We start from the raw sequence: 20,593 nt of genomic DNA, 5'->3' as shown, positions 1-20,593 counted from the left end.
TTATATCAACTAACTCATCTATTCCACAACAAACCCCATAAATACATCATCAACATACTGCCCGTTAATCCAAAACTCTTCTTTCAGTAATCCTTCTTCTACAAACCCATTCTTCAGATAAAATCGAATGGCTCCAACATTGGTTCCCAAAACACGCAACGACAACTTATGAATTCCATTAAATCGTGCTAGTTCCTTGATGCCTGCAACCAATTCTTGCCCCACACCTTTACCTTGAGCTGCTGGTGATACGCCGATATCTAACAGCCAAGTTCCTTTGTGAGCTGGTAACGAGGTTGGATGGTGAAATCCCAGTATCCCCAGAACATCTTCTCCTTCCACTGCCACCAGATGAGACCCCGTTGGAAAACGCAAAATATATTCAGCCACGCTGTTATATTCCGTAACAGCAGGAGTATTCAAATCATTCCAAATAACATTTTCAATAGCAACAATTCCTTCATAATCCTTTAACTCACTTAATCTAATCTCCATCCTCGCTCAACGCCTTTCTACGATTCCATTCAGCATTCTCTGCTAACTTTTCAGCAATTTCAGCATCCGATAAATAATAGACTTCCATCAAATACAAGCCACTTGGTGAAGCCGTTGGACCTGCTTGATTGCGATCTTTAACTTCTATCAAACGTTTTAGATCATTCACAGGACGGCGGCCATTGGCTATTTGTAGCAGCGTCCCAATCAGAATCCGAACCATATTATATAAAAATCCATCACCACGAAATGTAAAGGTCAAGCTACCTTTTGCCTCATCCTTTACGACACTTGCTTCATAAATCGTACGAACTTTATTTTCACGACCACTTTTAATCGCACAAAAACTTGAAAAATCATGGGTTCCAAGAATATCCTTTAAAGCACTCTCTAAGTAATCCATATGAATTGGGTAAGGATGATGCAGTGCAAAATTCCGCATAAAGGGATCAATAACAGGATTAATATTTACTACATATTGATACTTTTTGCCTGCTGTAAAATAACGTGCATGAAAATGTTCATTAACTATTTCTGAATGAATAAAAGCAATCTCATCACTCGTTAAACTATTTAAAGCCCGCAACATATTCTCAGCAGGAATTCTAGTTGGATAATCAAAATGAATCACTTGTCCTAGTGCATGAACGCCGGCATCTGTTCTGCCAGAAGCTTGTAACTTAATTGCCGTTCCCTTAGTCATGACTTTTAAAGCCTTCTCAATCTCACCTTGCACCGTTCGTTCATTCGGTTGAATTTGTGATCCTGCAAAGTTCGTTCCATCGTATTGTAAGATTAATTTATAACGTGTTATTGCCATTTATTTTCCCCTTTATCTTCTATCAGAAAAAGCTATTCCATTACGAAATAGCTTCTCTGCTTCATTAACTTCTTAAATAAACCAACACAACGGTCACTAGCGCATATGCTACAATCACAAGCGTATCATTGCGTTCCCATTTCAATAATCGGTATTTCGTCCGGCCTTCGCCACCTTGATAACCTCGAGCTTCCATTGCCGTTGCTAATTCTTCCGCACGGTTAAACGAACTCACAAATAACGGGACTAATAGCGGAACAATCGATTTCATTTGCTGAAAGACATTTCCTTCACCAAAATCAACTCCACGAGCTCGTTGGGCATTCATAATTTTTTCTGTTTCATCCATTAACGTCGGTACAAATCGCAACGCAATCGATAACATCAATGCAATCTCATGAACTGGGAATTTAATTACATTTAACGGTCGTAATAAATACTCAATTGCATCCGTCAAAGATAACGGTGCTGTGGTTAAAGTTAATAACGTTGACATAAAAATAATCAGTACAAAACGACAGAATATGAAGACGCCATTGAGGACACCATATTGAGAGATAACCAATATTCCCCACTCAAAATAAACTTCGCCACCACGACTAAAGAGTATCTGTAAAATAACAGTAAAGAGTATTAGCCAAATTAACGGCTTAACTCCATTAATAAAGAATTTATACTTAATTTTTGATAACGCAATCGTGCCTAACGTAAATGCGAATAAAAATAAATACGTCTGCCAATTGTTCGCCATGAAGATAATGCCAATAAAATAAAAACTGGCTAATAATTTAACCCGTGGATCTAAACGATGAATAATCGAATCTCCCGGAATATAGCGCCCAAAAATCAATTTATCCATCATTTGACATCACCTGCTTTAGTTTCATTGATTTTAGCAACAAGTAAGTCTGCCAAATCATCGGTTGTTAAAGGCAACTCACCTAAATCAATTCCGGTTTTTTCACTAAATTTATTGCTAAAAGAAACCGCAGTTGGTACACCAAGTTGTTTTTCCTCTAACCAAGCAGCCTCTTTAAAGATATCCTTTGGCAAGCCTTGTTTCACAATTGTACCGCCTTCTAAAACAATCATCTGATCCGCAAAATCTGCCACGTCATCCATTTGGTGCGTAACTAAAACAATCGTTAGACCTTTCGTTTTATACAACTGATAGAACATTTCCATCATATCACGACGGCCTTTAGGATCTAACCCTGCTGTCGGTTCATCTAAAACTAAAACTTCAGGTTCCATTGCTAATACGCCAGCAATCGCTACACGACGCATTTGCCCACCTGATAAATCAAAAGGTGAACGCTCCATATACGTTTCATCTAATCCAACTAAATCTAACATTTCCTTTGCTAATTCCAAGGCATCTTTCTCAGCTACACCAAAATTCTGTGGTCCAAAAGCAATATCTTTTGCAATCGTTTCTTCAAAAAGCTGTGCTTCTGGAAATTGGAAAACAATCCCAACTTTTTTACGAATATCTTTTAAATTTTTATTGTTTGTTTCAGGGGTAATTATACGATCACCAATCGTTACTGTTCCTTCTGTTGGCTTCATCAATGCATTCAAGTGCTGTAATATGGTGGATTTTCCACTTCCAGTATGACCAACCAATGCTGTAAAACTACCAGATTTAATGGCTAAATCAATATCATACAATGCTCTATTTTGAAAAGGTGTGCCTTTTTGGTAGGTGAATCCTACTTCTTTGAAAGTAATGTCCATAACCAATCCACCATCCCTTCTTCAGTTAAATATTCTTTTGGAACGTCGATATTACGGGCTTTCAAGGCTGATTTCAATTTTTCTGGAAATGGTAGATCTAAACCCATTTCAATTAATTCATCGCCATATGAAAAGATTTCTTCCGGAGTTCCTTCACGAATTAATTTGCCTTGTTCCATCACTAAAATCCGACTAGCACTGGCTGCTTCATTAATATCATGAGTAATTGAGATCACCATCAAATTCGCTTCCTCTTTGATTTCATGGACTGTCGCCAATACTTCGGCACGCCCTTGGGGATCCAACATACTTGTCGCTTCATCTAAAATAATAATATTTGGTTTCAATGCGACTACACCTGCAATGGCAACACGCTGCTTTTGACCGCCAGAAAGTCTAGCTGGTTCTTTTTCAAGGAATTCTGACATTTTTACTTTTTCAATGGCATTCGTCACACGTTCAATCATCTCATCACGAGGAATTCCAATATTTTCCAGACCAAAAGCAACGTCATCTTGCACTGTTGATCCTACAAATTGATTGTCTGGATTTTGAAAAACCATTCCAACCATTCGACGAATATCCCAAACTGATTCTTCTGTTAAAATATGACCGCCAACTGTGACTGTTCCATTAGTTGGTGCTAATAATCCATTGATTGTTTTTGCCAAGGTCGATTTTCCAGAGCCGTTATGTCCAATAATCGCCACCCATTCACCTGCTTCAATCTCAAGATTGACTTTATCAATCGCTAATTTTTCAGCATCCGGGTGATATTTATATGATATATCACTTAATGTTATAATTTTTTCCACTGAACAAACCTCCGTGTTCCTTCTCAATTCAATCCCCTTAAGATTATCAAAAAAGAGCCTCGGATGCAATATCCTTTGCTCTTAATCCATCAATATTTAACTATATTATAGAAGAAAATGGTTATTGATTTTATTGTAGCGCTTGCTTTTTGGAAAATGCTATCCGAGATAAAAAAACACACTTGTAATTAAATTTAATTTTGTTTATACTTAATTAAAACATTTTTAATAATGATGAAAATGGAGCTGATAAAATGAAAAAGAGTTTACTTTTAATAGTAACGGTTTTATTTGGAGTGCTAATTTTAAAAAATCAAGTATATGCAGAAGATATCGATACTATTACTGTAATAACGATACCCGTTGATTCAAATATTCTATTATCTACTAATGCAATTATTGATATACAAGAATTAGAAAATAGTTTGCCTGAAGGAGAATCACTGTATCCTCCTACCTCAACTAGAGCTGCTAAGGTTAGTATAAGCTATCAAGCTCATATACAAAATTATGGTTGGACTGGTGAATTAGACGCTTCTGCTACATCTGCAATCGGAACAACAGGACAATCACTACGCATGGAAGCAATCAAGGTATGGCTTAAACAAGGTTCATCAAGATTATCAGGTATTAAATATCAAGTTCATGTACAAGATATTGGTTGGATGTATCCTGATGCAAAAAATGGCGCAACAGCTGGAACAGTTGGCTTTTCAAAGCAATTAGAAGCCATTACGATCCAACTAACCGGGGCCTACGCAACAAGATATGGTGTAAGATATAGAGTTCATGTTGCTGGTAAAGGCTGGTTACCTCTTGTTGGAAATGGTGCAGTAGCTGGTACGACTAAAGAAAATAGAAAAATAGAGGCTATCCAAGTGTATTTAACTTACTTAAGCTAACGATATATAAACTTTTAGCTTCCAGGTTCTTCTGGTTCGATAATTTCTTGATTAGGGTCCTCAATATATAAATCTCCAACAGGCGCGTCATGTTTTTCTATGTTGTTCTCTTTTTTTTTACTGCATGCCCCTAAAAACAGAGCAAAAAATAAAATAAGTATAAGTGCACTAAAAGAATATCGCTTCATTATTATCATCTCCAATTTAAATGTATCGTCCTGATATTAGCTTTTATAAATTATAACATAATTATTTTACTAATAATATGTTTCGATAAGATACTATTTAAATTAAAACAAGCATGAAATCAATTATAAAGTGGATTTCATGCTTGTTTAAACAATTTTTTAACACGACAGATAACTAATCTTCGATATTTTCTAATAACGCAATAACTGCTTCGGGTGTTTCTGCCAAAATTAATTGCTCGACATTACTCATTTCTGAACAGAAAATCGCAATTTTAGAAAGCAAGTCCAAATGTTCATCCCCAATTCCAGCTATTCCAAATAATACAAAAACTTTCTTCTCATCGGGAATATCTGAAAAATCAATCCCTTCAGGAACCACTACAATTGAAATCATCGTTTTTTTAATTGTGCCTTTTGATGCATCTGTGCCATGAGGAATCGCAATAAAGTTTCCCATATACGTAGAAACGGTTTCCTCTCTTTCTAACATACTTTGGATATAACTTTCCTCAACTGCTCCAGCTGCTACCAAAAGTTCTCCAGTAGCACGTATAGCTTCTTCCTTTGTCTTAAACTCAGCACCTAAACGAATTGTATTTGTATGAATCATAGTCATCTTTTTCCACTCCTTATCTTAATTTTTCTTGAATATAGCGACTGAATATTCGTTCTAATTTTTCACGAATTGCACTTTCTATTCCTTCATCAAACAATTTCATATTCTTTTCATCTTCAATCAGCGTGCTACTAATCAAGCCCAATAATTCTTGGTCGATTAATGGCAGCGGCTTTGGTGCTAACATTAATAATATTCGTTCCATTTTGATAGGCACATGATCAATTCCCATAATTTCTATCGGCTGTTGTAATTGGTAGATACCAAAATAACTTTTCATCACAAAAGGACTACTTGTATGAAATAAAGCCATTTTTGTATTTGGCAATCCGATTGGGGCTAACGTCATTCGCTTTAATAATTGCTGCTGAATTTCAGTTCCATTTGTTAAAATCCCTGCTTCTTCAAGTCGTTGACAAATAGTCACCAAAACCTCTTCCACAGTATCCTCCAAGGCTGGAATAATCGACATCATCTCTACAAGATGTAAAGCTTTGCTCGTTAAATCGTACATATCCTGTAATGCTTTAACTGGTTTTCTCTCTCCAACAGCTGTTTCTAGCGGCACATTCTTTTTATGCTGCTTCATTCGGATGTTGTTCTCCTCAATTAAAGTCCGAATCACTTGAACTTCTTCTTTTAAAAGTAGAGGTGTGATCAACTGATACTGACTAGTAAATCCCGGTAAAACAATCGTCGAAAAAATAAAATCAAATTTGGTTAAATCTTGATTTTGAATTTGTGATAATGGGATAACATCGATTTCTTTCATTTCTGGAAAGTTTTTATACAAACGATTTTCTAACATTTTAGATGTCCCAATTCCACTTGAACAGATTACCAACGTTTTTAGCTCATGAAGAACTTGGTTATTTTCCAATGAAGAAGCAAAATGAATCACTAGATAAATTCGATCATTCTCTGAAAAATAATTTTTGGGAAATACCGACCACAAGCTTGACATCACACTATCATAAATTCGAGGATAACGTTCTCTGATACTAGCTAATAAATTATCTGTGCTTTGATGTACTGGCGTTAACGTACGAATTAACGAAGATCCAATATGGGTCAATAAACCATTAAATAATGTATAATCTTTTGTAAAATCCCATTCAACCCCGTCAGAGACCAAACGAATTAACTGCTTTACTTGATAAACTAATTCAAAATCATACTCATCTGAAAATAATGACTTCTTAGAAAAAAAACGCGCACCATTGATACTTCTACATAAAAACTCTTTTTCAATTTGATTTAATTCAAGGTTCGTTTGTTCATTTACTTGCTCTGCTATAAATTCACCAATCGCTTTAGAAAATGGAACTAATTCTTTAGCAGCTGTCTTCATTGATTGAAGTGAATAACCTGCCTTTATACGCATTAAACTTAATGTCAAAATAATAATAAACTGCTTTAGTCCTGTATCCGTAATTTCCCCAACAAAAGTTTGTTGACTATCAAGCGTAACTTTCGTAGCAAAAACTAACATGCCCTCATCCAGCAAATTTAAAAATGGCATCGTCTTACTTTGCTGGTTATAATTTTCTTCGTCTACATGTCCCAACATTTCTAAAAATTCATAGTCATTAAGTTCACTAGTAATCAGTCCACTTACCAATAGCCTTAACGATTCTTCGTCTCCAGTAATCATAACAGACTTACCTTTACCGCGATGAAGAGTCATTTGAAATTCGCTAATAATTTGAGCAATTCTAGTTAAATCTGACGTTATTGTTCCTACACTTACATTCAAATCCATTGCTAACCCAGATAACTTTTCTTGATTCTGAGTCAGCAACAGTAAGCAAGTTAAATAACTTTGTCGTTCACGACTGTTCATTATTTGGACTGTTTGATACAACTCTTTTTTCAAATGAGCGATATCGGCTATTTCACCTTCCAAATAAAATCCACTACTTAATTTTTTATTTAGTCTCAAATGATAGCGAACAAGTGTATCTTCAATTGTTGCAATTTCACGATAGATAGTTCGCTTACTCACTCCTAGTTCTCGCATCAAGGTTTCTAAAGTCACCCCATGTTGATTTAAAAGTAATAATTCTAGTAATTGCTTTTCTCTAACTGAGAAATACACTGATTTCACCTCATTTTCTAGTTACGATTCACTTAATTTGCTAACAATTTCATCATATTTAGGACTACTTAAGAAATTATCTACAGTTTCATGAAGCCCACTTGGTGTTTTTTCTAATGCTCTTGGCGCTAGCTCGATTTGCGTAACAATTAAAGTTCCAACTTCATCCGTCAGATTACTAATGGCTGAATTGGTAACAGCTATATCTAAACCAGCTTTTTTAACTTTATTTCGCAAGATAGATGCGCCCATTGCACTGGATCCCATTCCTGCGTCACAAGCAAAAATAATTCGTTTGACAGTGTCAGCAGATAATTCATCATTAGCAGAAACTAATGTAGTTTTCACTTCTTTTCCTTTTGATTCAGCTTTCATCGCTTGCATTTTTTCAACATTGCTTTCAAAATCCTCTTCTGTTGTACTACGATCAGCCTTTAAGATTAACATTGCGACAACGAATGAAGCTGCAATCGAAGCTGATACACCAGCCAAAATCTGCAAATACTCTCCTTTAGGTGTCATCGCTATAACGGAAATAATCGAACCTGGAGAAGCCGTTGCTACTAATCCTGTATCTAGAATTGTAAACGTAAATGTACCTGCCACACCACCAGCTATTACTGCTAAAATCATCAAAGGTTTCATTAAGACATATGGGAAATAAAGTTCATGTATTCCACCAATGAATTGAATAATCGCTGCTCCTGGTGCAGAAGCTTTAGCTGTTCCTTTGCCAAATAGCATATAAGCTAATAATACACCAAAACCAGGTCCAGGGTTAGCAGATAAGATGAATAATACTGACTTACCTGTTTCAGCTGCTTGTTCCACTCCTAAAGGTCCTAAAATACCATGATTAATTGCATTATTCAAGAAAATAACTTTCCCCGGTTCTGTAAAAACATTTACCAAAGGCAATAGATTTGCATTAATCATAAATTCAATACCACTACTTAGTACTTTCATCACTGACGTAACCAACGGTCCAATTGCTAAATAACCCAGAATTGCTAAAGTAAAACCGATAATTCCACTTGAGAAATTATTAACTAACATCTCAAATCCAACTCTAATTTTTGATTGGAAAGTATCATCGAATTTCTTAATTGACCAACCCGCAATAGGTCCCATAATCATCGCACCAATAAACATAGGTACATCGGTACCAACAATAACCCCCATCGAAGCAACTGCTCCAATAACGCCACCGCGATGTCCTGCAATCATTTTTCCACCTGTATATCCAATCAATAATGGCAATAAATAGGTAATCATAGGTGAAACCATTTGTGCTAATGATTCATTTGGAAAGTAGCCCTTTGGAATAAATAAGGCTGTTAATAACCCCCATGAGATAAATGCTCCAATATTTGGAATAACCATATTACTTAAAAATGTTCCAACTTTCTGGGCCCGAACCTTAGTTGAAACTTTTGTCGATTCTTTACTTTTGTTCCCTCTTTTTTCATTTAACGCTTCCATTTTGTGACCTCCTTGTAATCTGTTTTATAAATTGAACTAAATAAGTTCTTTCTTTATCTAAGTCTATCTTAAAGCTAATTGATTCCGCTTTCAATGAATTTTAAATACAAGTTTGGCACAGATCGTTTGTCAAATAAAAAAGAAAAAAAGGAATGATTTCTAGCAACAATTAAGTCGATAGAAACTATTCCTTTTTGACAAAAAAAAATCACATTTGATGAATTTACCTCTTCTGGAAAGAAATCTCCCCAGAAGAAGTTTCGAGCTAGACTTGGAAATAAATTTCCATCATCGTAACACTCTTTACATACATCCAAAAGTGAATCAATTTTATTGAAAATTAAACCAATTCAATGATAACCATTGGTGCAGCGTCTCCGCGGCGAGGTTCAGTTTTCATAATACGTGTATATCCACCTTGACGCTCAGCGTAACGAGGTGCAATATCACTAAATAATTTTTGTAAAGCAGATTCAACAACGATTTTATCGCCATCTTCTTTAACAGAAGCTGTTTCATTACGAACAAAGCTAGCTGCTTGACGACGTGCGTGTAAATCGCCACGTTTACCTAAAGTAATCATTTTCTCAGTAGTCGAACGAATCTCTTTAGCACGAGCTTCAGTTGTAACAATACGTTCGTTAATGATTAAGTCAGTCGTTAAATCACGTAACATTGCTTTACGTTGAGAACTTGTACGTCCTAATTTACGGTAACCCATCTGATTTTTCCTCCTTTGGTACGGTACTAATCGTCTTGACGTAGACCTAAACTTAGCTCAGCTAATTTAAATTTCACTTCTTCAAGTGATTTACGTCCTAGATTGCGTACTTTAATCATTTCAGCTTCAGATTTATCTGTCAATTCTTGAACGGAATTAATACCAGCACGTTTCAAACAGTTATATGAACGTACAGATAGATCCAATTCTTCAATTGTCATCTCAAGCATTTTTTCTTTATGAGTTTCTTCTTTTTCTACCATGATTTCAACTTTACGAGCTTCGTCAGATAGATTTACGAAGATATCTAAATGCTCGGTTAAGATTTTTGCTGCTAAACTTACAGCATCTTCTGGGCTAATTGAACCATCTGCCCATACATCAAGCGTTAATTTATCAAAGTTATCTTTTTGACCCACTCGAGTATTTTCTACTTGATAGTTCACACGACTAACTGGGGTGTAAATCGAGTCGACTGGTAATACACCAATTGGCATATCATCATGTTTATTATGTTCAGCTCTTGCATAACCTCTACCTTGTTTCGCAGTTAAACGAACGTGAAAACGTGCGCCTTCAGCTACGGTACAAATGTACAAGTCAGGGTTTAAGATTTCAACATCGCTATCATAAGTGATATCGGCTGCTGTAACTACGGCTGGACCTTTCACATCGATTTCAATCGTTTTATCTTCACCAGAATATAACTTGAGTGCAAGTTTTTTAATATTCAAAATGATTGAAGTTACATCTTCAACAACCCCATCGATTGTAGAAAATTCGTGTAACACACCATCTATCTGAATAGTAGTGACTGCTGCTCCTGGAAGAGAAGACAACAAAATACGACGTAGAGAATTCCCTAGCGTAGTACCATAACCGCGTTCAAGTGGCTCTACAACGAATTTACCAAATTTGGCATCATCGCTGATCTCAATCGTATTAATTCTTGGTTTTTCAATTTCGATCATTCTCTCTATACCCCTTTCAAAACGTTAAGTTCATGTTACTGAGTGCAAACAAGCCTAATGAAGCTACTCTCAATTAAACACGACGGCGTTTTGGAGGGCGGCATCCATTATGAGGAACTGGAGTTACGTCACGAATTGCAGTAACTTCTAAACCAGTAGCTTGTAATGAACGAATTGCAGCTTCACGTCCTGAACCAGGACCTTTAACAGCAACTTCAACTGTTTTCATACCGTGTTCCATACATGCTTTAGCAGCAGTTTCTGCAGCTAATTGAGCAGCGAATGGAGTAGATTTCTTAGATCCGCGGAAGCCTAATGCTCCTGCTGAAGACCATGAAATTGCATTTCCATGAGCATCGGTAATCATTACAATTGTATTATTGAAAGTAGAGCGGATATGTGCAATCCCAACTTCTACATTCTTTTTCACACGACGTTTACGTACAACTTTCTTTCCTGCCATGAAGAGTTACCTCCTTACTTAATTAATTATTTTTTCTTGCCTGCAACTGTTCTAGCTGGGCCTTTGCGAGTACGAGCGTTGTTTTTCGTGTTTTGTCCACGAACTGGTAAACCACGACGATGACGCATGCCTCGGTATGATCCGATTTCGATTAAACGTTTAATGTTTAGGTTTACTTCACGACGAAGATCTCCTTCAACTTTATACGAATCAATCTCAGCACGGATGCGATCTAATTGATCATTTGTTAATTCACGTACGCGAATTTCTTCTGATACGTCTGCAGCTTTCAAAATTTTGATTGCTGTGTTTTTACCGATTCCATAAATATAAGTTAAAGATATTACTACACGTTTGTCACGCGGAATATCAACTCCTGATATACGAGCCATTACAATTACACCTCCTGTTATAGTTAATTATTATCCTTGACGTTGTTTGTGTTTAGGATTTTCACAAATCACCATAACACGTCCATTACGACGGATAACTTTGCATTTTTCACAAATTGGTTTTACTGATGGTCTTACTTTCATGAATTATACCTCCCATTTTATTGACGGAGTACAATTATTTAAAGCGGTAGGTAATGCGACCGCGAGTTAAATCATACGGTGACAACTCTACAGTTACCTTGTCTCCAGGTAAAATACGAATGTAGTGCATACGTATTTTTCCTGAAACATGTGCCAATACAACATGGCCATTTTCAAGTTCTACTTTAAACATTGCATTCGGCAAAGTTTCAACGACTGTTCCTTCAATTTCAATGACATCGTCTTTAGCCACGCCTAGTACCTCCTTAAAATTGTTTCGCAATTAAATGCGTTAAACCTAGCGAGAACCTTAGCCCTCACTAATTTTTTATCTTAACCTATTAATTCTACCACAAATTTAAGATATTGAAAAGGCAAGACCTCAAATATTGTAACATAAAATTAGATTAGTGACAAGTGTCCCTCGTTAGACAACCGCTTTTCCTCGCTAACATTTTTGGAAACGAGGCATCATTTCGTAATGAAAGAGTTACTTACTGCCTATTTTTCAATAATTGCTTGTACTTCTTTGAAAACGTCTTGAATATCTTGATCACCTTTAACAGTGTTCAATACATGGCGTGTTTCATAAAAGTCTAACAAAGGTTCTGTTAACTCAAGGTTAACATTAATTCTGTTTTCCACTGTTTCAGGTTTGTCATCGTCTCGTTGGTAGAAATCATGGCCACCACAGCGGTCACAAGTTCCTTCAACAGTTGGTGGATTAAATACTTTATGATAAGTAGCTCCACATGTACGACAGATGATACGTCCTGTTAAGCGTTCCATCAAAATGTCTTTATCAACGTGAATGTTAATAACGGCATCGATTTTCTTACCTAGATCATTCAAGATTTGTTCCAAAGCTTCTGCTTGGTTCAAAGTTCTTGGAAAACCGTCTAATAAGAAACCATTGTTAGTATCAGATTCTGCCAAACGTTCTTTTACAATCCCGTTTGTTACTTCGTCTGGTACTAAATCGCCTTTATCCATATACGCTTTCGCTTTAAGACCTAAGGCTGTTTCATTTTTCATTGCAGCACGAAACATATCGCCAGTCGAAATATGCGGAATTTTATAAGTATCCACAATTTGTTCAGCTTGTGTTCCTTTACCAGCACCAGGAAGACCCATTAAAATGAGATTCATCATTTTTCCTCCTTAAATGTAAGAATGAGTGCTGAAGGAAAACCTTCAACACTAATTTCTTATTGTATAAAGCCTAGATAACTACGTTTAATCATTTGTCCTTCTAATTGTCTAGTTGATTCTAATGCAACTCCGACTACGATAAGTAGACTTGTTCCACCAAGACCAATAGATGATGGCAAACTCCAAAGAATTTTAGCCAAAATTGGAAGTAAAGCAATTAGACCTAAGTATACCGCTCCGACTGTACTCAAACGCATTAAGACGCTTGAAATATAATCTTCAGTTCCTTTACCAGGACGTACACTTGGAATATAGCCACCTTGTTTTTGTAAGTTTTCAGCAACTTTCTCTGGATTCACCTGAATGAATGCATAGAAGAAAGTAAAGACAACAATTAGTACTGTATACAAAACCGCACCAATTGGTTTTTCGTAATTAAAAACATTTTCCATAATCTTAAACCATTGTTGATCAGCTTGCGTTGTACGGAAGAATCCCATAATCGTTTGCGGAGTTACAATAAATGAACTTGCAAAGATAACTGGAATAACCCCAGCAGAGTTGATTTTCAACGGTAAGAAAGTACTTTGGTCTGAGGCCGCTGCACGTTTCGAGTAGGAAATTTTTATTTTACGTTTTGCTGTTTCAAAGTATACAACCAATACAACAACTGCAATAATTGCAATAACTAATGCAAGAGTGAATAAGATTGTTTTCCAAAGGTCTGATCCAGCATTTCTAATCTCAGTATTATAAAATTCAATAATACCAGACGGCACGCGGGCAATAATACCAGAAAAGATAATCATAGAGACGCCGTTCCCAAATCCCTTAACAGTGATCTGTTCACCCATCCACATAACTAACATTGTTCCAGCAGTTAAAATTAATGCAATACTTAGGTAAGTTGATGTCCCAGGATTTCTAATTAAATTCATTCCTGACAAACTATTAAATCCAAAAGAGATACCAATTGATTGGACAAATGCCATTACAATTGTTAAATATCTAGTTACTTGATTTAATTTTTTACGACCAACTTCTCCTTGTTTTGACCATTCAACCAACTTAGGAACAATATCCATTTGTAACAATTGAACAACGATTGAAGATGTGATATAAGGCGATACACCCATTGCGAAAATAGAGTATTGGCTTAAAGCACCTCCACCAAAGGTATCTAACATACTAAAGAGTCCCGAACCTGAAATTGAGGAAATAGCTTTAGCATCAACGCCAGGAACAGTTATATGTGTTCCTAGACGAAAGACGATTAATACACCTAAGGTAAATAATATTTTATTTCTAATGTCTTTTTCTTTTAAGGCACTTGACAGTACTTTAAACATTAGATCACCTCGATTGAACCACCAGCAGCAACAATAGCTTTTTCTGCTGCTTCGGAGAATTTGCTTGCTTTAACAGTAAGTTTTCTTTCAACTACACCGTTACCCAAAACTTTAATCCCTGATTTTTCATTTTTAATGATTCCAGATTCAACCAACAATGCTGGTGTTACTTCTGTACCATTTTCGAAGCGGTTTAGTGTATCCAAGTTTACGATAGCAAACTCTTTACGGTTAATATTTGTAAATCCACGTTTTGGTAAACGACGGAATAAAGGTGTTTGTCCACCTTCAAATCCTAAACGTACGCCACCACCTGAACGTGAGTTTTGTCCTTTTTGACCACGACCTGATGTTTTACCATTACCTGATGAAGTTCCTCGACCAACACGGTTACGTACTTTACGAGAACCCTCTGCAGGTTTTAATTCATGAAGTTTCATATAGATTGGGCACCTCCTTCAATAATAAGTCTCATTCTTCTATTAAACTTCTTTTACGTCCACTAAATGTGAAACAGTGTTAACCATACCTTTGATTGCATCATTAGCAGGTTTCACAACTGTACTGTTAATTTTAGTTAAGCCTAAATGTTTAACAGTATCACGTTGGTTTTGAGGACGTCCGATCACGCTACGTTTTAAAGTAATTTCTAAATTAGCCATTTTCTTATGTCCTCCTTTATCCTAGAATTTCTTCTACAGATTTGCCGCGAAGTTTAGCAACTTCTTCGACACGTTTTAATTGAGTTAAACCTTGAACTGTTGCACGAACCATGTTAATTGGAGTGCTTGAGCCAAGAGATTTACTTGTAATATCAGCAACACCTGCTAACTCAAGGACTGCACGAACAGGTCCTCCAGCGCTGACCCCAGAACCGGCTACGGCTGGTTTCATTAAGATGTTTCCGCCGCCAAAGCGTCCGATAACTTCGTGAGGAATTGTTGAATCTACCATTGGTACTTCAATCAGATTCTTCTTAGCATCTTCAATTGCTTTACGGATAGCTTCAGGTACTTCTTGAGCTTTACCAGTACCGAAACCTACATGTCCATTTCTATCACCTACAACAACTAATGCAGCAAAACGTAAACGACGTCCACCTTTAACTACTTTAGTTACGCGGTTAATAGCAACAACACGATCTTCTAATTCCAAATGTGATGGATCAATATAAACCATGAATGGTGTTCCTCCTTTTCTTAAAATTCTAGTCCATTTTCGCGTGCAGCTTCAGCTAAAGCTTGTACACGGCCATGGTAAAGGTAACCACCACGGTCAAAGACTACTTCTTTAACGCCTTTTTCTACAGCGCGTTTAGCTACTAAAGTACCAACAGCTGATGCTTGATCAACTTTTGACTCTCCAGAAACTTCTTTATCTAATGTAGATGCACTTGCTAGCGTTACACCCGCTACGTCATCAATTACTTGTGCGTAGATGTTTTTATTAGAACGGAATACGTTCAAGCGTGGGCACTCTGCAGTACCAGAGATTTTAGAACGCACACGTGCGTGTCTTTTTTGACGATTTTTATTTTTATCTGGTTTCGTAATCACAATTGTCACCTCTTTATATTTTTGCTGCAAAGTACAGTGAGCATTTTGAGCTGAGATTGAACAGTGCTAAGTACACGCCAGTAAGCGTAATACTATAGAACTTAAACTCAGTCAAAATCACAAACTATATTAAGCAGGGTAATAACTACGCAAAAGCGCAGCTATAATTTGCAAGAATAAATACTGATATTAATCGGTTAAGATTATTTACCAGTTTTACCTTCTTTACGACGAACATGTTCGCCAACGTAACGAATTCCTTTACCTTTATAAGGCTCTGGAGGACGTACTGAACGGATGTTAGCAGCTAATTCGCCAACACGTTCTTTGTTTGATCCTTTGATGATGATACTAGTGTTAGAAGGAACTTCTACAATAATACCTTCTTCTGGTGTAAACTCAACTGGATGTGAGTAACCAACGTTTAATACAAGTTTTTTACCTTGTAATTGCGCACGGTACCCAACCCCGATTAATTCTAATGCTTTTTCAAATCCTTCAGTTACTCCGACAACCATATTATTTAGGTTGGCGCGCATAGTACCATGTAACGCACGATTCTCTTTATCGTCATTAGGACGTGTAAAAGTAATCTCGTTACCTTCTGTATGCATTGTAATAACAGGGCTGAAAGAGCGAGTTAGTTCACCTTTTGGTCCTTTAACAGTAATGTCGTTACCATTTTCAGTAACAGTTACTCCTGCAGGAATAGTGATAATTTTTTTACCAATACGGCTCACAGTGTTGCACCTCCTTGTTTATTCTTAATTATTACCAAACGTAAGCTACGATTTCGCCGCCGATGTTTTTAGCTCTTGCTTCTTTATCAGTGATAACACCTTCAGAAGTTGAAACGATAGCGATACCTAGTCCGTTAAGAACTTTAGGTACTTCGCCAGTTTTAGCATAAACACGTAGACCTGGTTTAGAAATACGTTTCAAACCTGTAATAACACGTTCGTTGTCTTTACCATATTTTAAGAATACACGGATAACGTTTTGTTTGTCGTCTTCAATATATTCAACATCTTTAATGAAACCTTCACGTTTAAGGATATCAGCGATATCTTTTTTAATTCTTGAAGCAGGTAATTCTAGTGATTCGTGACGCACCATGTTGGCGTTACGAATACGTGTTAGAAAATCTGCAATCGGATCTGTCATGACCATTGTACTTATTACCTCCTTTATGCAAGTATCGTTTTACCAGCTTGCTTTCTTCACGCCGGGAATTTGTCCTTTATAGGCAAGTTCGCGGAAGCAAATACGGCAAAGTTTAAATTTACGATAAACTGAATGTGGACGACCACAACGTTCACAACGTGTATATTCTTGAGTTGAGAATTTTGCAGGGCGTTTGTTTTTAGCAATCATTGATTTTTTAGCCACGTAGTTCGCCTCCTTTTATTATTTTTGGAATGGCATTCCAAGTTGTGTTAAGAGTTCGCGTGATTCTTCATCGGTATTAGCAGTTGTAACAATAACAATATCCATTCCGCGGACTTTGTCTACTTTATCGTAGTCAACTTCTGGGAAGATTAATTGTTCTTTAATTCCTAATGTATAATTACCGCGACCATCGAAAGCTTTTTTAGAAACTCCGTGGAAATCACGTACACGAGGTAGTGAAACTGTAACCAATTTGTCTAAGAATTCATACATTCTTTCGCCACGTAAAGTAACTTTCGTACCGATAGGCATGCCTTCACGTAAACGGAATCCAGCGATTGAGTTCTTAGCTTTAGTAATCATTGGTTTTTGACCAGAGATTACAGTTAATTCGTCAACAGCTTTGTCTAGATTTTTTGCATTTGAAACAGCATCACCGACACCCATGTTGATAACAATTTTATCAACTTGTGGTGCTTGCATTACTGATTTATATCCAAATTTTTCCATCATAGATGGAGTAATTTCTTTTACATATTTTTCTTTAAGGCGGTTCATGAAGTTAGTACCTCCTTCCTTATATTATTATTTATCTAAAACTTCACCGGTTTTTTTAGAAACACGTACTTTTTTGCCGTCTTCAACTTTAAAGCCAACACGAGTTGGTTCGCCAGTTTTAGGGTCAATTAGCATTACGTTTGATACGTGAACAGAAGCTTCTGTTTCAAGAATACCACCTTGTGGATTCATTGAACTAGGTTTTTGATGTTTTTTCATCATGTTGATTCCTTCAACGATCACGCGATCTTTTTTAGGGAAAGCTTTTAAAATTACGCCTTCTTTACCTTTATCTTTACCAGTAATAACTTTAACTTTGTCACCAGTTTTTACGATCATGTTTTTCTCGCACCTCCTTCATGGATGGTTGTATATTAAAGAACTTCTGGAGCTAGGGAAACGATTTTCATGAAATTGTTGTCACGCAATTCGCGGGCAACAGGTCCAAAGATACGTGTTCCACGTGGGCTCTTGTCATCACGAATAATAACACAAGCATTTTCATCAAATTTGATATATGAACCGTCTGCACGACGAGCTCCTGTTTTAGTACGAACGATTACAGCTCTTACTACTTCACCTTTTTTAACAACGCCACCTGGTGTTGCATGTTTAACAGTACATACAATTACATCACCAATGTTAGCAGTTTTACGGCCAGATCCGCCTAACACTTTAATAGTTAGAACTTCACGAGCGCCTGAATTATCAGCAACTTTTAAACGACTCTCTTGTTGGATCACTTCAGTATCCTCCTTTCGGATTTAGAACTTCATAATTTATCATGAAATTATTGATTAAACAGTAATTGCTTCTTCAATAACTGCTATTAAACGGAAACGTTTTGTAGCTGATAATGGACGAGTTTCCATAATTTTTACGATATCTCCAGTTTTTGCAACATTATTTTCATCATGTGCTTTAAACTTTTTAGAGTATTTTACACGTTTGCCATACATACCGTGTTTCTTATAAGTTGCAATTTCAACTACAATGGTTTTATCCATTTTGTCAGAAACAACGCGGCCTTGATAGGTTTTACGTTGATTACGCTCTTCACTCATGCTTTATTGGCCTCCTTTACTTACTAGTCAACTATTTTTGTAATTCACTTTGACGTAACGCAGTTTTAATACGTGCAATCGATTTGCGAACTTCACTTAAGCGAGAAGTATTTTCTAATTGGCCAGTTGCCAATTGGAATCTTAAATTAAATAATTCTTCTTTGAATTCTTTTTCTTTTTCAACCATTTCAGCAGTGGATAGCGCGTTAAGTTCATTAGCCTTCATTCGATTCACCACCATTTTCTGTACGTTTTACAATCTTAGTTTTAACTGGTAATTTGTGAGAAGCTAAGCGTAATGCTTCACGAGCTACTTCTTCAGGTACTCCAGCGATTTCAAACATAATTTTACCACGTTTAACTGGTGCTACCCATCCTTCAGGTGCCCCTTTACCAGAACCCATACGAACTCCGATAGGTTTTGATGTATATGATTTATGAGGGAAGATTTTAATCCATACTTTCCCACCACGTTTCATATAACGTGTCATTGCAATACGGGCAGCTTCGATCTGACGGTTAGTAATCCAATGTGAATCAACAGCTTGTAAACCCCATTCACCAAAAGATACTTCTTTCCCACCTTTTGCTTCACCACGCATTTTTCCTCTAAATTCGCGACGGTATTTCACACGTTTAGGTACTAACATGATTATTTCCCTCCTTTCTCAGCGTTCTTTTTTGTAGGAAGTACTTCTCCACGATAAATCCAAACTTTAACGCCTAGTTTACCGTAAGTTGTATCTGCTTCTTCCCATGCGTAGTCGATATCGGCACGCAATGTGTGAAGTGGAACAGTTCCTTCAGAATAGCCTTCGCTACGAGCGATATCTGCACCATTTAAACGACCAGAAACTTGAGTTTTGATCCCTTTAGCACCAGAACGCATCGTACGTTGAATTGCTTGTTTTTGTGCGCGGCGGAAAGCCACACGATTTTCTAATTGACGAGCGATTCCTTCGCCAACTAATTTTGCATCTAAATCAGGTTTTTTGATTTCAACGATGTTGATGTGAACTCGTTTACCTGTTAATTGGTTTAAATTTTTACGTAATGATTCTACTTCAGATCCACCTTTACCAATAACCATTCCTGGTTTAGCAGTGTGAACTGATACATTTACGCGATTAGCAGCACGTTCAATTTCAATAGTTGAAACTGCAGCGTCGCTAAGATTTTTTGCAATGTATTTGCGGATACGTAGATCTTCGTGTAAATAGTTAGCATATTCTTTCTCTGCATACCATTTAGCATCCCAATCACGAATGATGCCTACGCGCAAACCTATTGGATTAATTTTTTGACCCACAGATTACCCCTCCTTTTTTTCTGATACCACTACTGTAATGTGGCTTGTGCGTTTCATAATTGGTGAAGCTGAACCTTTCGCACGAGGACGGAAGCGTTTCATAGTTGGTCCTTCGTTAACATAAGCTTCGCTTATTACCAAGTTTTCTACGTCTAAATCGTAGTTGTGTTCTGCATTAGCTACTGCTGACATTAGTACTTTCTCAACAGGAACAGAAGCACCGTTTGGAGTGAATTTCAAAATTGAAATTGCTTCACCAATGCTTTTTCCTCTGATAAGATCGATTACTAAACGAACCTTTCGAGCTGAAATGCGAACAGTATTTGCAGTTGCTTTAGCTGCTGTAATTTGTTCTGACATGTGTTAAAT

The 20,593-nt window shown here is 36.7% G+C and carries 33 protein-coding genes; 1 reads left to right on the top strand and 32 read right to left on the bottom strand.

Annotated elements, in window-relative coordinates:
* Positions 1-18 precede the first annotated feature (18 nt).
* From BR43_RS12595 to BR43_RS12575, 5 genes are all read right to left on the bottom strand, one after another.
* Positions 19-495 carry a GNAT family N-acetyltransferase gene (locus tag BR43_RS12595; protein ID WP_034562491.1) on the bottom strand — a complete coding sequence of 159 codons (477 nt, stop codon included), beginning with the start codon at positions 493-495 and terminating at the stop codon, positions 19-21.
* Entirely contained in the window at positions 485-1,309 is an 825-nt protein-coding gene (truA, locus tag BR43_RS12590; RefSeq protein WP_211252955.1) for a tRNA pseudouridine(38-40) synthase TruA, read from the bottom strand. Before truA ends, BR43_RS12595 begins: the two co-directional genes overlap by 11 nt.
* 70 nt (positions 1,310-1,379) lie before the next feature.
* A complete protein-coding gene (locus BR43_RS12585) occupies positions 1,380-2,177 on the bottom strand; it encodes an energy-coupling factor transporter transmembrane component T family protein (protein ID WP_034562488.1) in 798 nt (265 codons plus the stop codon).
* The gene (locus tag BR43_RS12580; RefSeq protein WP_034562486.1) at positions 2,174-3,052 is read right to left on the bottom strand and encodes an energy-coupling factor ABC transporter ATP-binding protein; all 879 of its coding nucleotides are present in this window, start codon (positions 3,050-3,052) and stop codon (positions 2,174-2,176) included. The genes BR43_RS12585 and BR43_RS12580 overlap by 4 nt, the downstream gene beginning before the upstream one ends.
* The gene (locus BR43_RS12575) at positions 3,028-3,840 is read right to left on the bottom strand and encodes an energy-coupling factor ABC transporter ATP-binding protein (protein ID WP_425393653.1); all 813 of its coding nucleotides are present in this window, start codon (positions 3,838-3,840) and stop codon (positions 3,028-3,030) included. The genes BR43_RS12580 and BR43_RS12575 overlap by 25 nt, the downstream gene beginning before the upstream one ends.
* 281 nt (positions 3,841-4,121) lie before the next feature.
* Between BR43_RS12575 and BR43_RS19205 the strand changes: the two genes are divergently transcribed.
* A complete protein-coding gene (locus BR43_RS19205; RefSeq protein ID WP_051933950.1) occupies positions 4,122-4,769 on the top strand; it encodes a hypothetical protein in 648 nt (215 codons plus the stop codon).
* A 14-nt stretch (positions 4,770-4,783) separates the two neighbouring features.
* On the opposite strand, the gene BR43_RS19950 is transcribed toward BR43_RS19205, so the two are convergent.
* The 27 genes from BR43_RS19950 to rplV all read right to left on the bottom strand — a co-directional run bounded on the left by BR43_RS19950 (position 4,784) and on the right by rplV (position 20,584).
* Positions 4,784-4,957, bottom strand: coding sequence for a hypothetical protein (locus BR43_RS19950; protein ID WP_157464029.1), 174 nt, complete (start codon positions 4,955-4,957; stop codon positions 4,784-4,786).
* A 175-nt stretch (positions 4,958-5,132) separates the two neighbouring features.
* A complete protein-coding gene (locus BR43_RS12565; protein WP_034562482.1) occupies positions 5,133-5,576 on the bottom strand; it encodes a PTS mannitol transporter subunit IIA in 444 nt (147 codons plus the stop codon).
* Between the two features lie 13 nt (positions 5,577-5,589).
* Positions 5,590-7,674 carry a BglG family transcription antiterminator gene (locus tag BR43_RS12560; RefSeq protein ID WP_034562480.1) on the bottom strand — a complete coding sequence of 695 codons (2,085 nt, stop codon included), beginning with the start codon at positions 7,672-7,674 and terminating at the stop codon, positions 5,590-5,592.
* Positions 7,675-7,695: 21 nt separating this feature from the next.
* Positions 7,696-9,156, bottom strand: coding sequence for a PTS mannitol transporter subunit IIBC (locus BR43_RS12555; protein WP_034562478.1), 1,461 nt, complete (start codon positions 9,154-9,156; stop codon positions 7,696-7,698).
* A gap of 340 nt (positions 9,157-9,496) precedes the next feature.
* Positions 9,497-9,877 (bottom strand): 50S ribosomal protein L17, encoded by a 381-nt coding sequence (gene rplQ / locus BR43_RS12550; RefSeq protein ID WP_034562476.1) that lies wholly within the window; start codon positions 9,875-9,877, stop codon positions 9,497-9,499.
* A gap of 26 nt (positions 9,878-9,903) precedes the next feature.
* A complete protein-coding gene (locus BR43_RS12545) occupies positions 9,904-10,848 on the bottom strand; it encodes a DNA-directed RNA polymerase subunit alpha (RefSeq protein ID WP_010052092.1) in 945 nt (314 codons plus the stop codon).
* 73 nt (positions 10,849-10,921) lie between these two features.
* Positions 10,922-11,311, bottom strand: coding sequence for a 30S ribosomal protein S11 (gene rpsK / locus BR43_RS12540; protein WP_010052091.1), 390 nt, complete (start codon positions 11,309-11,311; stop codon positions 10,922-10,924).
* A 26-nt stretch (positions 11,312-11,337) separates the two neighbouring features.
* Positions 11,338-11,703, bottom strand: a complete 366-nt coding sequence (gene rpsM, locus BR43_RS12535) for a 30S ribosomal protein S13 (RefSeq protein WP_034562474.1) — start codon at positions 11,701-11,703, stop codon at positions 11,338-11,340.
* Between the two features lie 30 nt (positions 11,704-11,733).
* The gene (gene rpmJ / locus BR43_RS12530; protein WP_010052089.1) at positions 11,734-11,847 is read right to left on the bottom strand and encodes a 50S ribosomal protein L36; all 114 of its coding nucleotides are present in this window, start codon (positions 11,845-11,847) and stop codon (positions 11,734-11,736) included.
* Positions 11,848-11,881: 34 nt separating this feature from the next.
* The gene (infA, locus tag BR43_RS12525) at positions 11,882-12,100 is read right to left on the bottom strand and encodes a translation initiation factor IF-1 (protein WP_010052088.1); all 219 of its coding nucleotides are present in this window, start codon (positions 12,098-12,100) and stop codon (positions 11,882-11,884) included.
* A 248-nt stretch (positions 12,101-12,348) separates the two neighbouring features.
* Positions 12,349-12,996: an adenylate kinase gene (locus tag BR43_RS12520; RefSeq protein ID WP_034562471.1), complete on the bottom strand. Its 648-nt coding sequence runs from the start codon at positions 12,994-12,996 to the stop codon at positions 12,349-12,351.
* A 59-nt stretch (positions 12,997-13,055) separates the two neighbouring features.
* Positions 13,056-14,348: a preprotein translocase subunit SecY gene (gene secY, locus BR43_RS12515; protein ID WP_034562469.1), complete on the bottom strand. Its 1,293-nt coding sequence runs from the start codon at positions 14,346-14,348 to the stop codon at positions 13,056-13,058.
* Positions 14,348-14,788 carry a 50S ribosomal protein L15 gene (rplO, locus tag BR43_RS12510; protein WP_034562467.1) on the bottom strand — a complete coding sequence of 147 codons (441 nt, stop codon included), beginning with the start codon at positions 14,786-14,788 and terminating at the stop codon, positions 14,348-14,350. Before rplO ends, secY begins: the two co-directional genes overlap by 1 nt.
* Before the next feature lie 42 nt (positions 14,789-14,830).
* Positions 14,831-15,010, bottom strand: coding sequence for a 50S ribosomal protein L30 (gene rpmD / locus BR43_RS12505; protein WP_010052081.1), 180 nt, complete (start codon positions 15,008-15,010; stop codon positions 14,831-14,833).
* A gap of 16 nt (positions 15,011-15,026) precedes the next feature.
* On the bottom strand, positions 15,027-15,527 hold the full coding sequence (gene rpsE, locus BR43_RS12500) for a 30S ribosomal protein S5 (protein WP_034562464.1): 501 nt from the start codon (positions 15,525-15,527) through the stop codon (positions 15,027-15,029).
* 20 nt (positions 15,528-15,547) lie between these two features.
* Entirely contained in the window at positions 15,548-15,904 is a 357-nt protein-coding gene (gene rplR / locus BR43_RS12495) for a 50S ribosomal protein L18 (protein WP_084679930.1), read from the bottom strand.
* A 203-nt stretch (positions 15,905-16,107) separates the two neighbouring features.
* Entirely contained in the window at positions 16,108-16,644 is a 537-nt protein-coding gene (rplF, locus tag BR43_RS12490; RefSeq protein ID WP_034562462.1) for a 50S ribosomal protein L6, read from the bottom strand.
* A gap of 31 nt (positions 16,645-16,675) precedes the next feature.
* Entirely contained in the window at positions 16,676-17,074 is a 399-nt protein-coding gene (gene rpsH, locus BR43_RS12485) for a 30S ribosomal protein S8 (RefSeq protein ID WP_034562459.1), read from the bottom strand.
* 33 nt (positions 17,075-17,107) lie between these two features.
* On the bottom strand, positions 17,108-17,293 hold the full coding sequence (locus BR43_RS12480; RefSeq protein WP_016184192.1) for a type Z 30S ribosomal protein S14: 186 nt from the start codon (positions 17,291-17,293) through the stop codon (positions 17,108-17,110).
* Positions 17,294-17,311: 18 nt separating this feature from the next.
* Entirely contained in the window at positions 17,312-17,851 is a 540-nt protein-coding gene (gene rplE / locus BR43_RS12475) for a 50S ribosomal protein L5 (protein WP_034562456.1), read from the bottom strand.
* Positions 17,852-17,878: 27 nt separating this feature from the next.
* Positions 17,879-18,190 (bottom strand): 50S ribosomal protein L24, encoded by a 312-nt coding sequence (rplX, locus tag BR43_RS12470; RefSeq protein WP_034562453.1) that lies wholly within the window; start codon positions 18,188-18,190, stop codon positions 17,879-17,881.
* Between the two features lie 35 nt (positions 18,191-18,225).
* A complete protein-coding gene (gene rplN, locus BR43_RS12465) occupies positions 18,226-18,594 on the bottom strand; it encodes a 50S ribosomal protein L14 (RefSeq protein ID WP_034562452.1) in 369 nt (122 codons plus the stop codon).
* A 54-nt stretch (positions 18,595-18,648) separates the two neighbouring features.
* The gene (gene rpsQ, locus BR43_RS12460) at positions 18,649-18,915 is read right to left on the bottom strand and encodes a 30S ribosomal protein S17 (protein ID WP_034562450.1); all 267 of its coding nucleotides are present in this window, start codon (positions 18,913-18,915) and stop codon (positions 18,649-18,651) included.
* Positions 18,916-18,946: 31 nt separating this feature from the next.
* Positions 18,947-19,141, bottom strand: a complete 195-nt coding sequence (rpmC, locus tag BR43_RS12455) for a 50S ribosomal protein L29 (protein WP_034562447.1) — start codon at positions 19,139-19,141, stop codon at positions 18,947-18,949.
* Positions 19,131-19,565, bottom strand: a complete 435-nt coding sequence (gene rplP, locus BR43_RS12450; protein WP_034562445.1) for a 50S ribosomal protein L16 — start codon at positions 19,563-19,565, stop codon at positions 19,131-19,133. The genes rpmC and rplP overlap by 11 nt, the downstream gene beginning before the upstream one ends.
* Positions 19,566-19,567: 2 nt before the next feature.
* The gene (rpsC, locus tag BR43_RS12445) at positions 19,568-20,224 is read right to left on the bottom strand and encodes a 30S ribosomal protein S3 (RefSeq protein ID WP_034562442.1); all 657 of its coding nucleotides are present in this window, start codon (positions 20,222-20,224) and stop codon (positions 19,568-19,570) included.
* A 3-nt stretch (positions 20,225-20,227) separates the two neighbouring features.
* Complete coding sequence (rplV, locus tag BR43_RS12440) at positions 20,228-20,584, bottom strand: 50S ribosomal protein L22 (protein ID WP_034562440.1); 357 nt, start codon at positions 20,582-20,584, stop codon at positions 20,228-20,230.
* Positions 20,585-20,593: the final 9 nt, after the last annotated feature.

This window comes from Carnobacterium gallinarum DSM 4847, from assembly GCF_000744375.1.
Lineage (GTDB): Bacteria > Bacillota > Bacilli > Lactobacillales > Carnobacteriaceae > Carnobacterium > Carnobacterium gallinarum.
The sequence above is the reverse complement of the archived record's forward strand: the minus strand, read 5'-3'. Positions and strand labels throughout refer to the sequence as shown.

Bases quoted from the DNA above. Each gene is read 5' to 3' on its own strand.
- rpsM (WP_034562474.1), bottom strand. From the start codon at position 11,703: ATGGCTCGTATATCAGGAGTTGATATTCCGCGTGACAAACGTGTAGTA.
- rpmC (WP_034562447.1), bottom strand. From the start codon at position 19,141: ATGAAGGCTAATGAACTTAACGCGCTATCCACTGCTGAAATGGTTGAA.
- rplO (WP_034562467.1), bottom strand. From the start codon at position 14,788: ATGAAACTTCATGAATTAAAACCTGCAGAGGGTTCTCGTAAAGTACGT.
- BR43_RS12545 (WP_010052092.1), bottom strand. From the start codon at position 10,848: ATGATCGAAATTGAAAAACCAAGAATTAATACGATTGAGATCAGCGAT.
- BR43_RS12585 (WP_034562488.1), bottom strand. From the start codon at position 2,177: ATGATGGATAAATTGATTTTTGGGCGCTATATTCCGGGAGATTCGATT.
- rpmD (WP_010052081.1), bottom strand. From the start codon at position 15,010: ATGGCTAATTTAGAAATTACTTTAAAACGTAGCGTGATCGGACGTCCT.
- BR43_RS12595 (WP_034562491.1), bottom strand. From the start codon at position 495: ATGGAGATTAGATTAAGTGAGTTAAAGGATTATGAAGGAATTGTTGCT.
- rplV (WP_034562440.1), bottom strand. From the start codon at position 20,584: ATGTCAGAACAAATTACAGCAGCTAAAGCAACTGCAAATACTGTTCGC.
- rpsQ (WP_034562450.1), bottom strand. From the start codon at position 18,915: ATGAGTGAAGAGCGTAATCAACGTAAAACCTATCAAGGCCGCGTTGTT.
- rpmJ (WP_010052089.1), bottom strand. From the start codon at position 11,847: ATGAAAGTAAGACCATCAGTAAAACCAATTTGTGAAAAATGCAAAGTT.
- BR43_RS19950 (WP_157464029.1), bottom strand. From the start codon at position 4,957: ATGAAGCGATATTCTTTTAGTGCACTTATACTTATTTTATTTTTTGCT.
- rplQ (WP_034562476.1), bottom strand. From the start codon at position 9,877: ATGGGTTACCGTAAATTAGGACGTACAAGTTCTCAACGTAAAGCAATG.
- rplE (WP_034562456.1), bottom strand. From the start codon at position 17,851: ATGAACCGCCTTAAAGAAAAATATGTAAAAGAAATTACTCCATCTATG.
- rpsE (WP_034562464.1), bottom strand. From the start codon at position 15,527: ATGGTTTATATTGATCCATCACATTTGGAATTAGAAGATCGTGTTGTT.
- BR43_RS12580 (WP_034562486.1), bottom strand. From the start codon at position 3,052: ATGGACATTACTTTCAAAGAAGTAGGATTCACCTACCAAAAAGGCACA.
- rplP (WP_034562445.1), bottom strand. From the start codon at position 19,565: ATGTTAGTACCTAAACGTGTGAAATACCGTCGCGAATTTAGAGGAAAA.
- rpsH (WP_034562459.1), bottom strand. From the start codon at position 17,074: ATGGTCATGACAGATCCGATTGCAGATTTTCTAACACGTATTCGTAAC.
- rpsK (WP_010052091.1), bottom strand. From the start codon at position 11,311: ATGGCAGGAAAGAAAGTTGTACGTAAACGTCGTGTGAAAAAGAATGTA.
- BR43_RS12520 (WP_034562471.1), bottom strand. From the start codon at position 12,996: ATGAATCTCATTTTAATGGGTCTTCCTGGTGCTGGTAAAGGAACACAA.
- BR43_RS12555 (WP_034562478.1), bottom strand. From the start codon at position 9,156: ATGGAAGCGTTAAATGAAAAAAGAGGGAACAAAAGTAAAGAATCGACA.
- BR43_RS12565 (WP_034562482.1), bottom strand. From the start codon at position 5,576: ATGACTATGATTCATACAAATACAATTCGTTTAGGTGCTGAGTTTAAG.
- secY (WP_034562469.1), bottom strand. From the start codon at position 14,348: ATGTTTAAAGTACTGTCAAGTGCCTTAAAAGAAAAAGACATTAGAAAT.
- rplX (WP_034562453.1), bottom strand. From the start codon at position 18,190: ATGATCGTAAAAACTGGTGACAAAGTTAAAGTTATTACTGGTAAAGAT.
- BR43_RS19205 (WP_051933950.1), top strand. From the start codon at position 4,122: ATGAAAAAGAGTTTACTTTTAATAGTAACGGTTTTATTTGGAGTGCTA.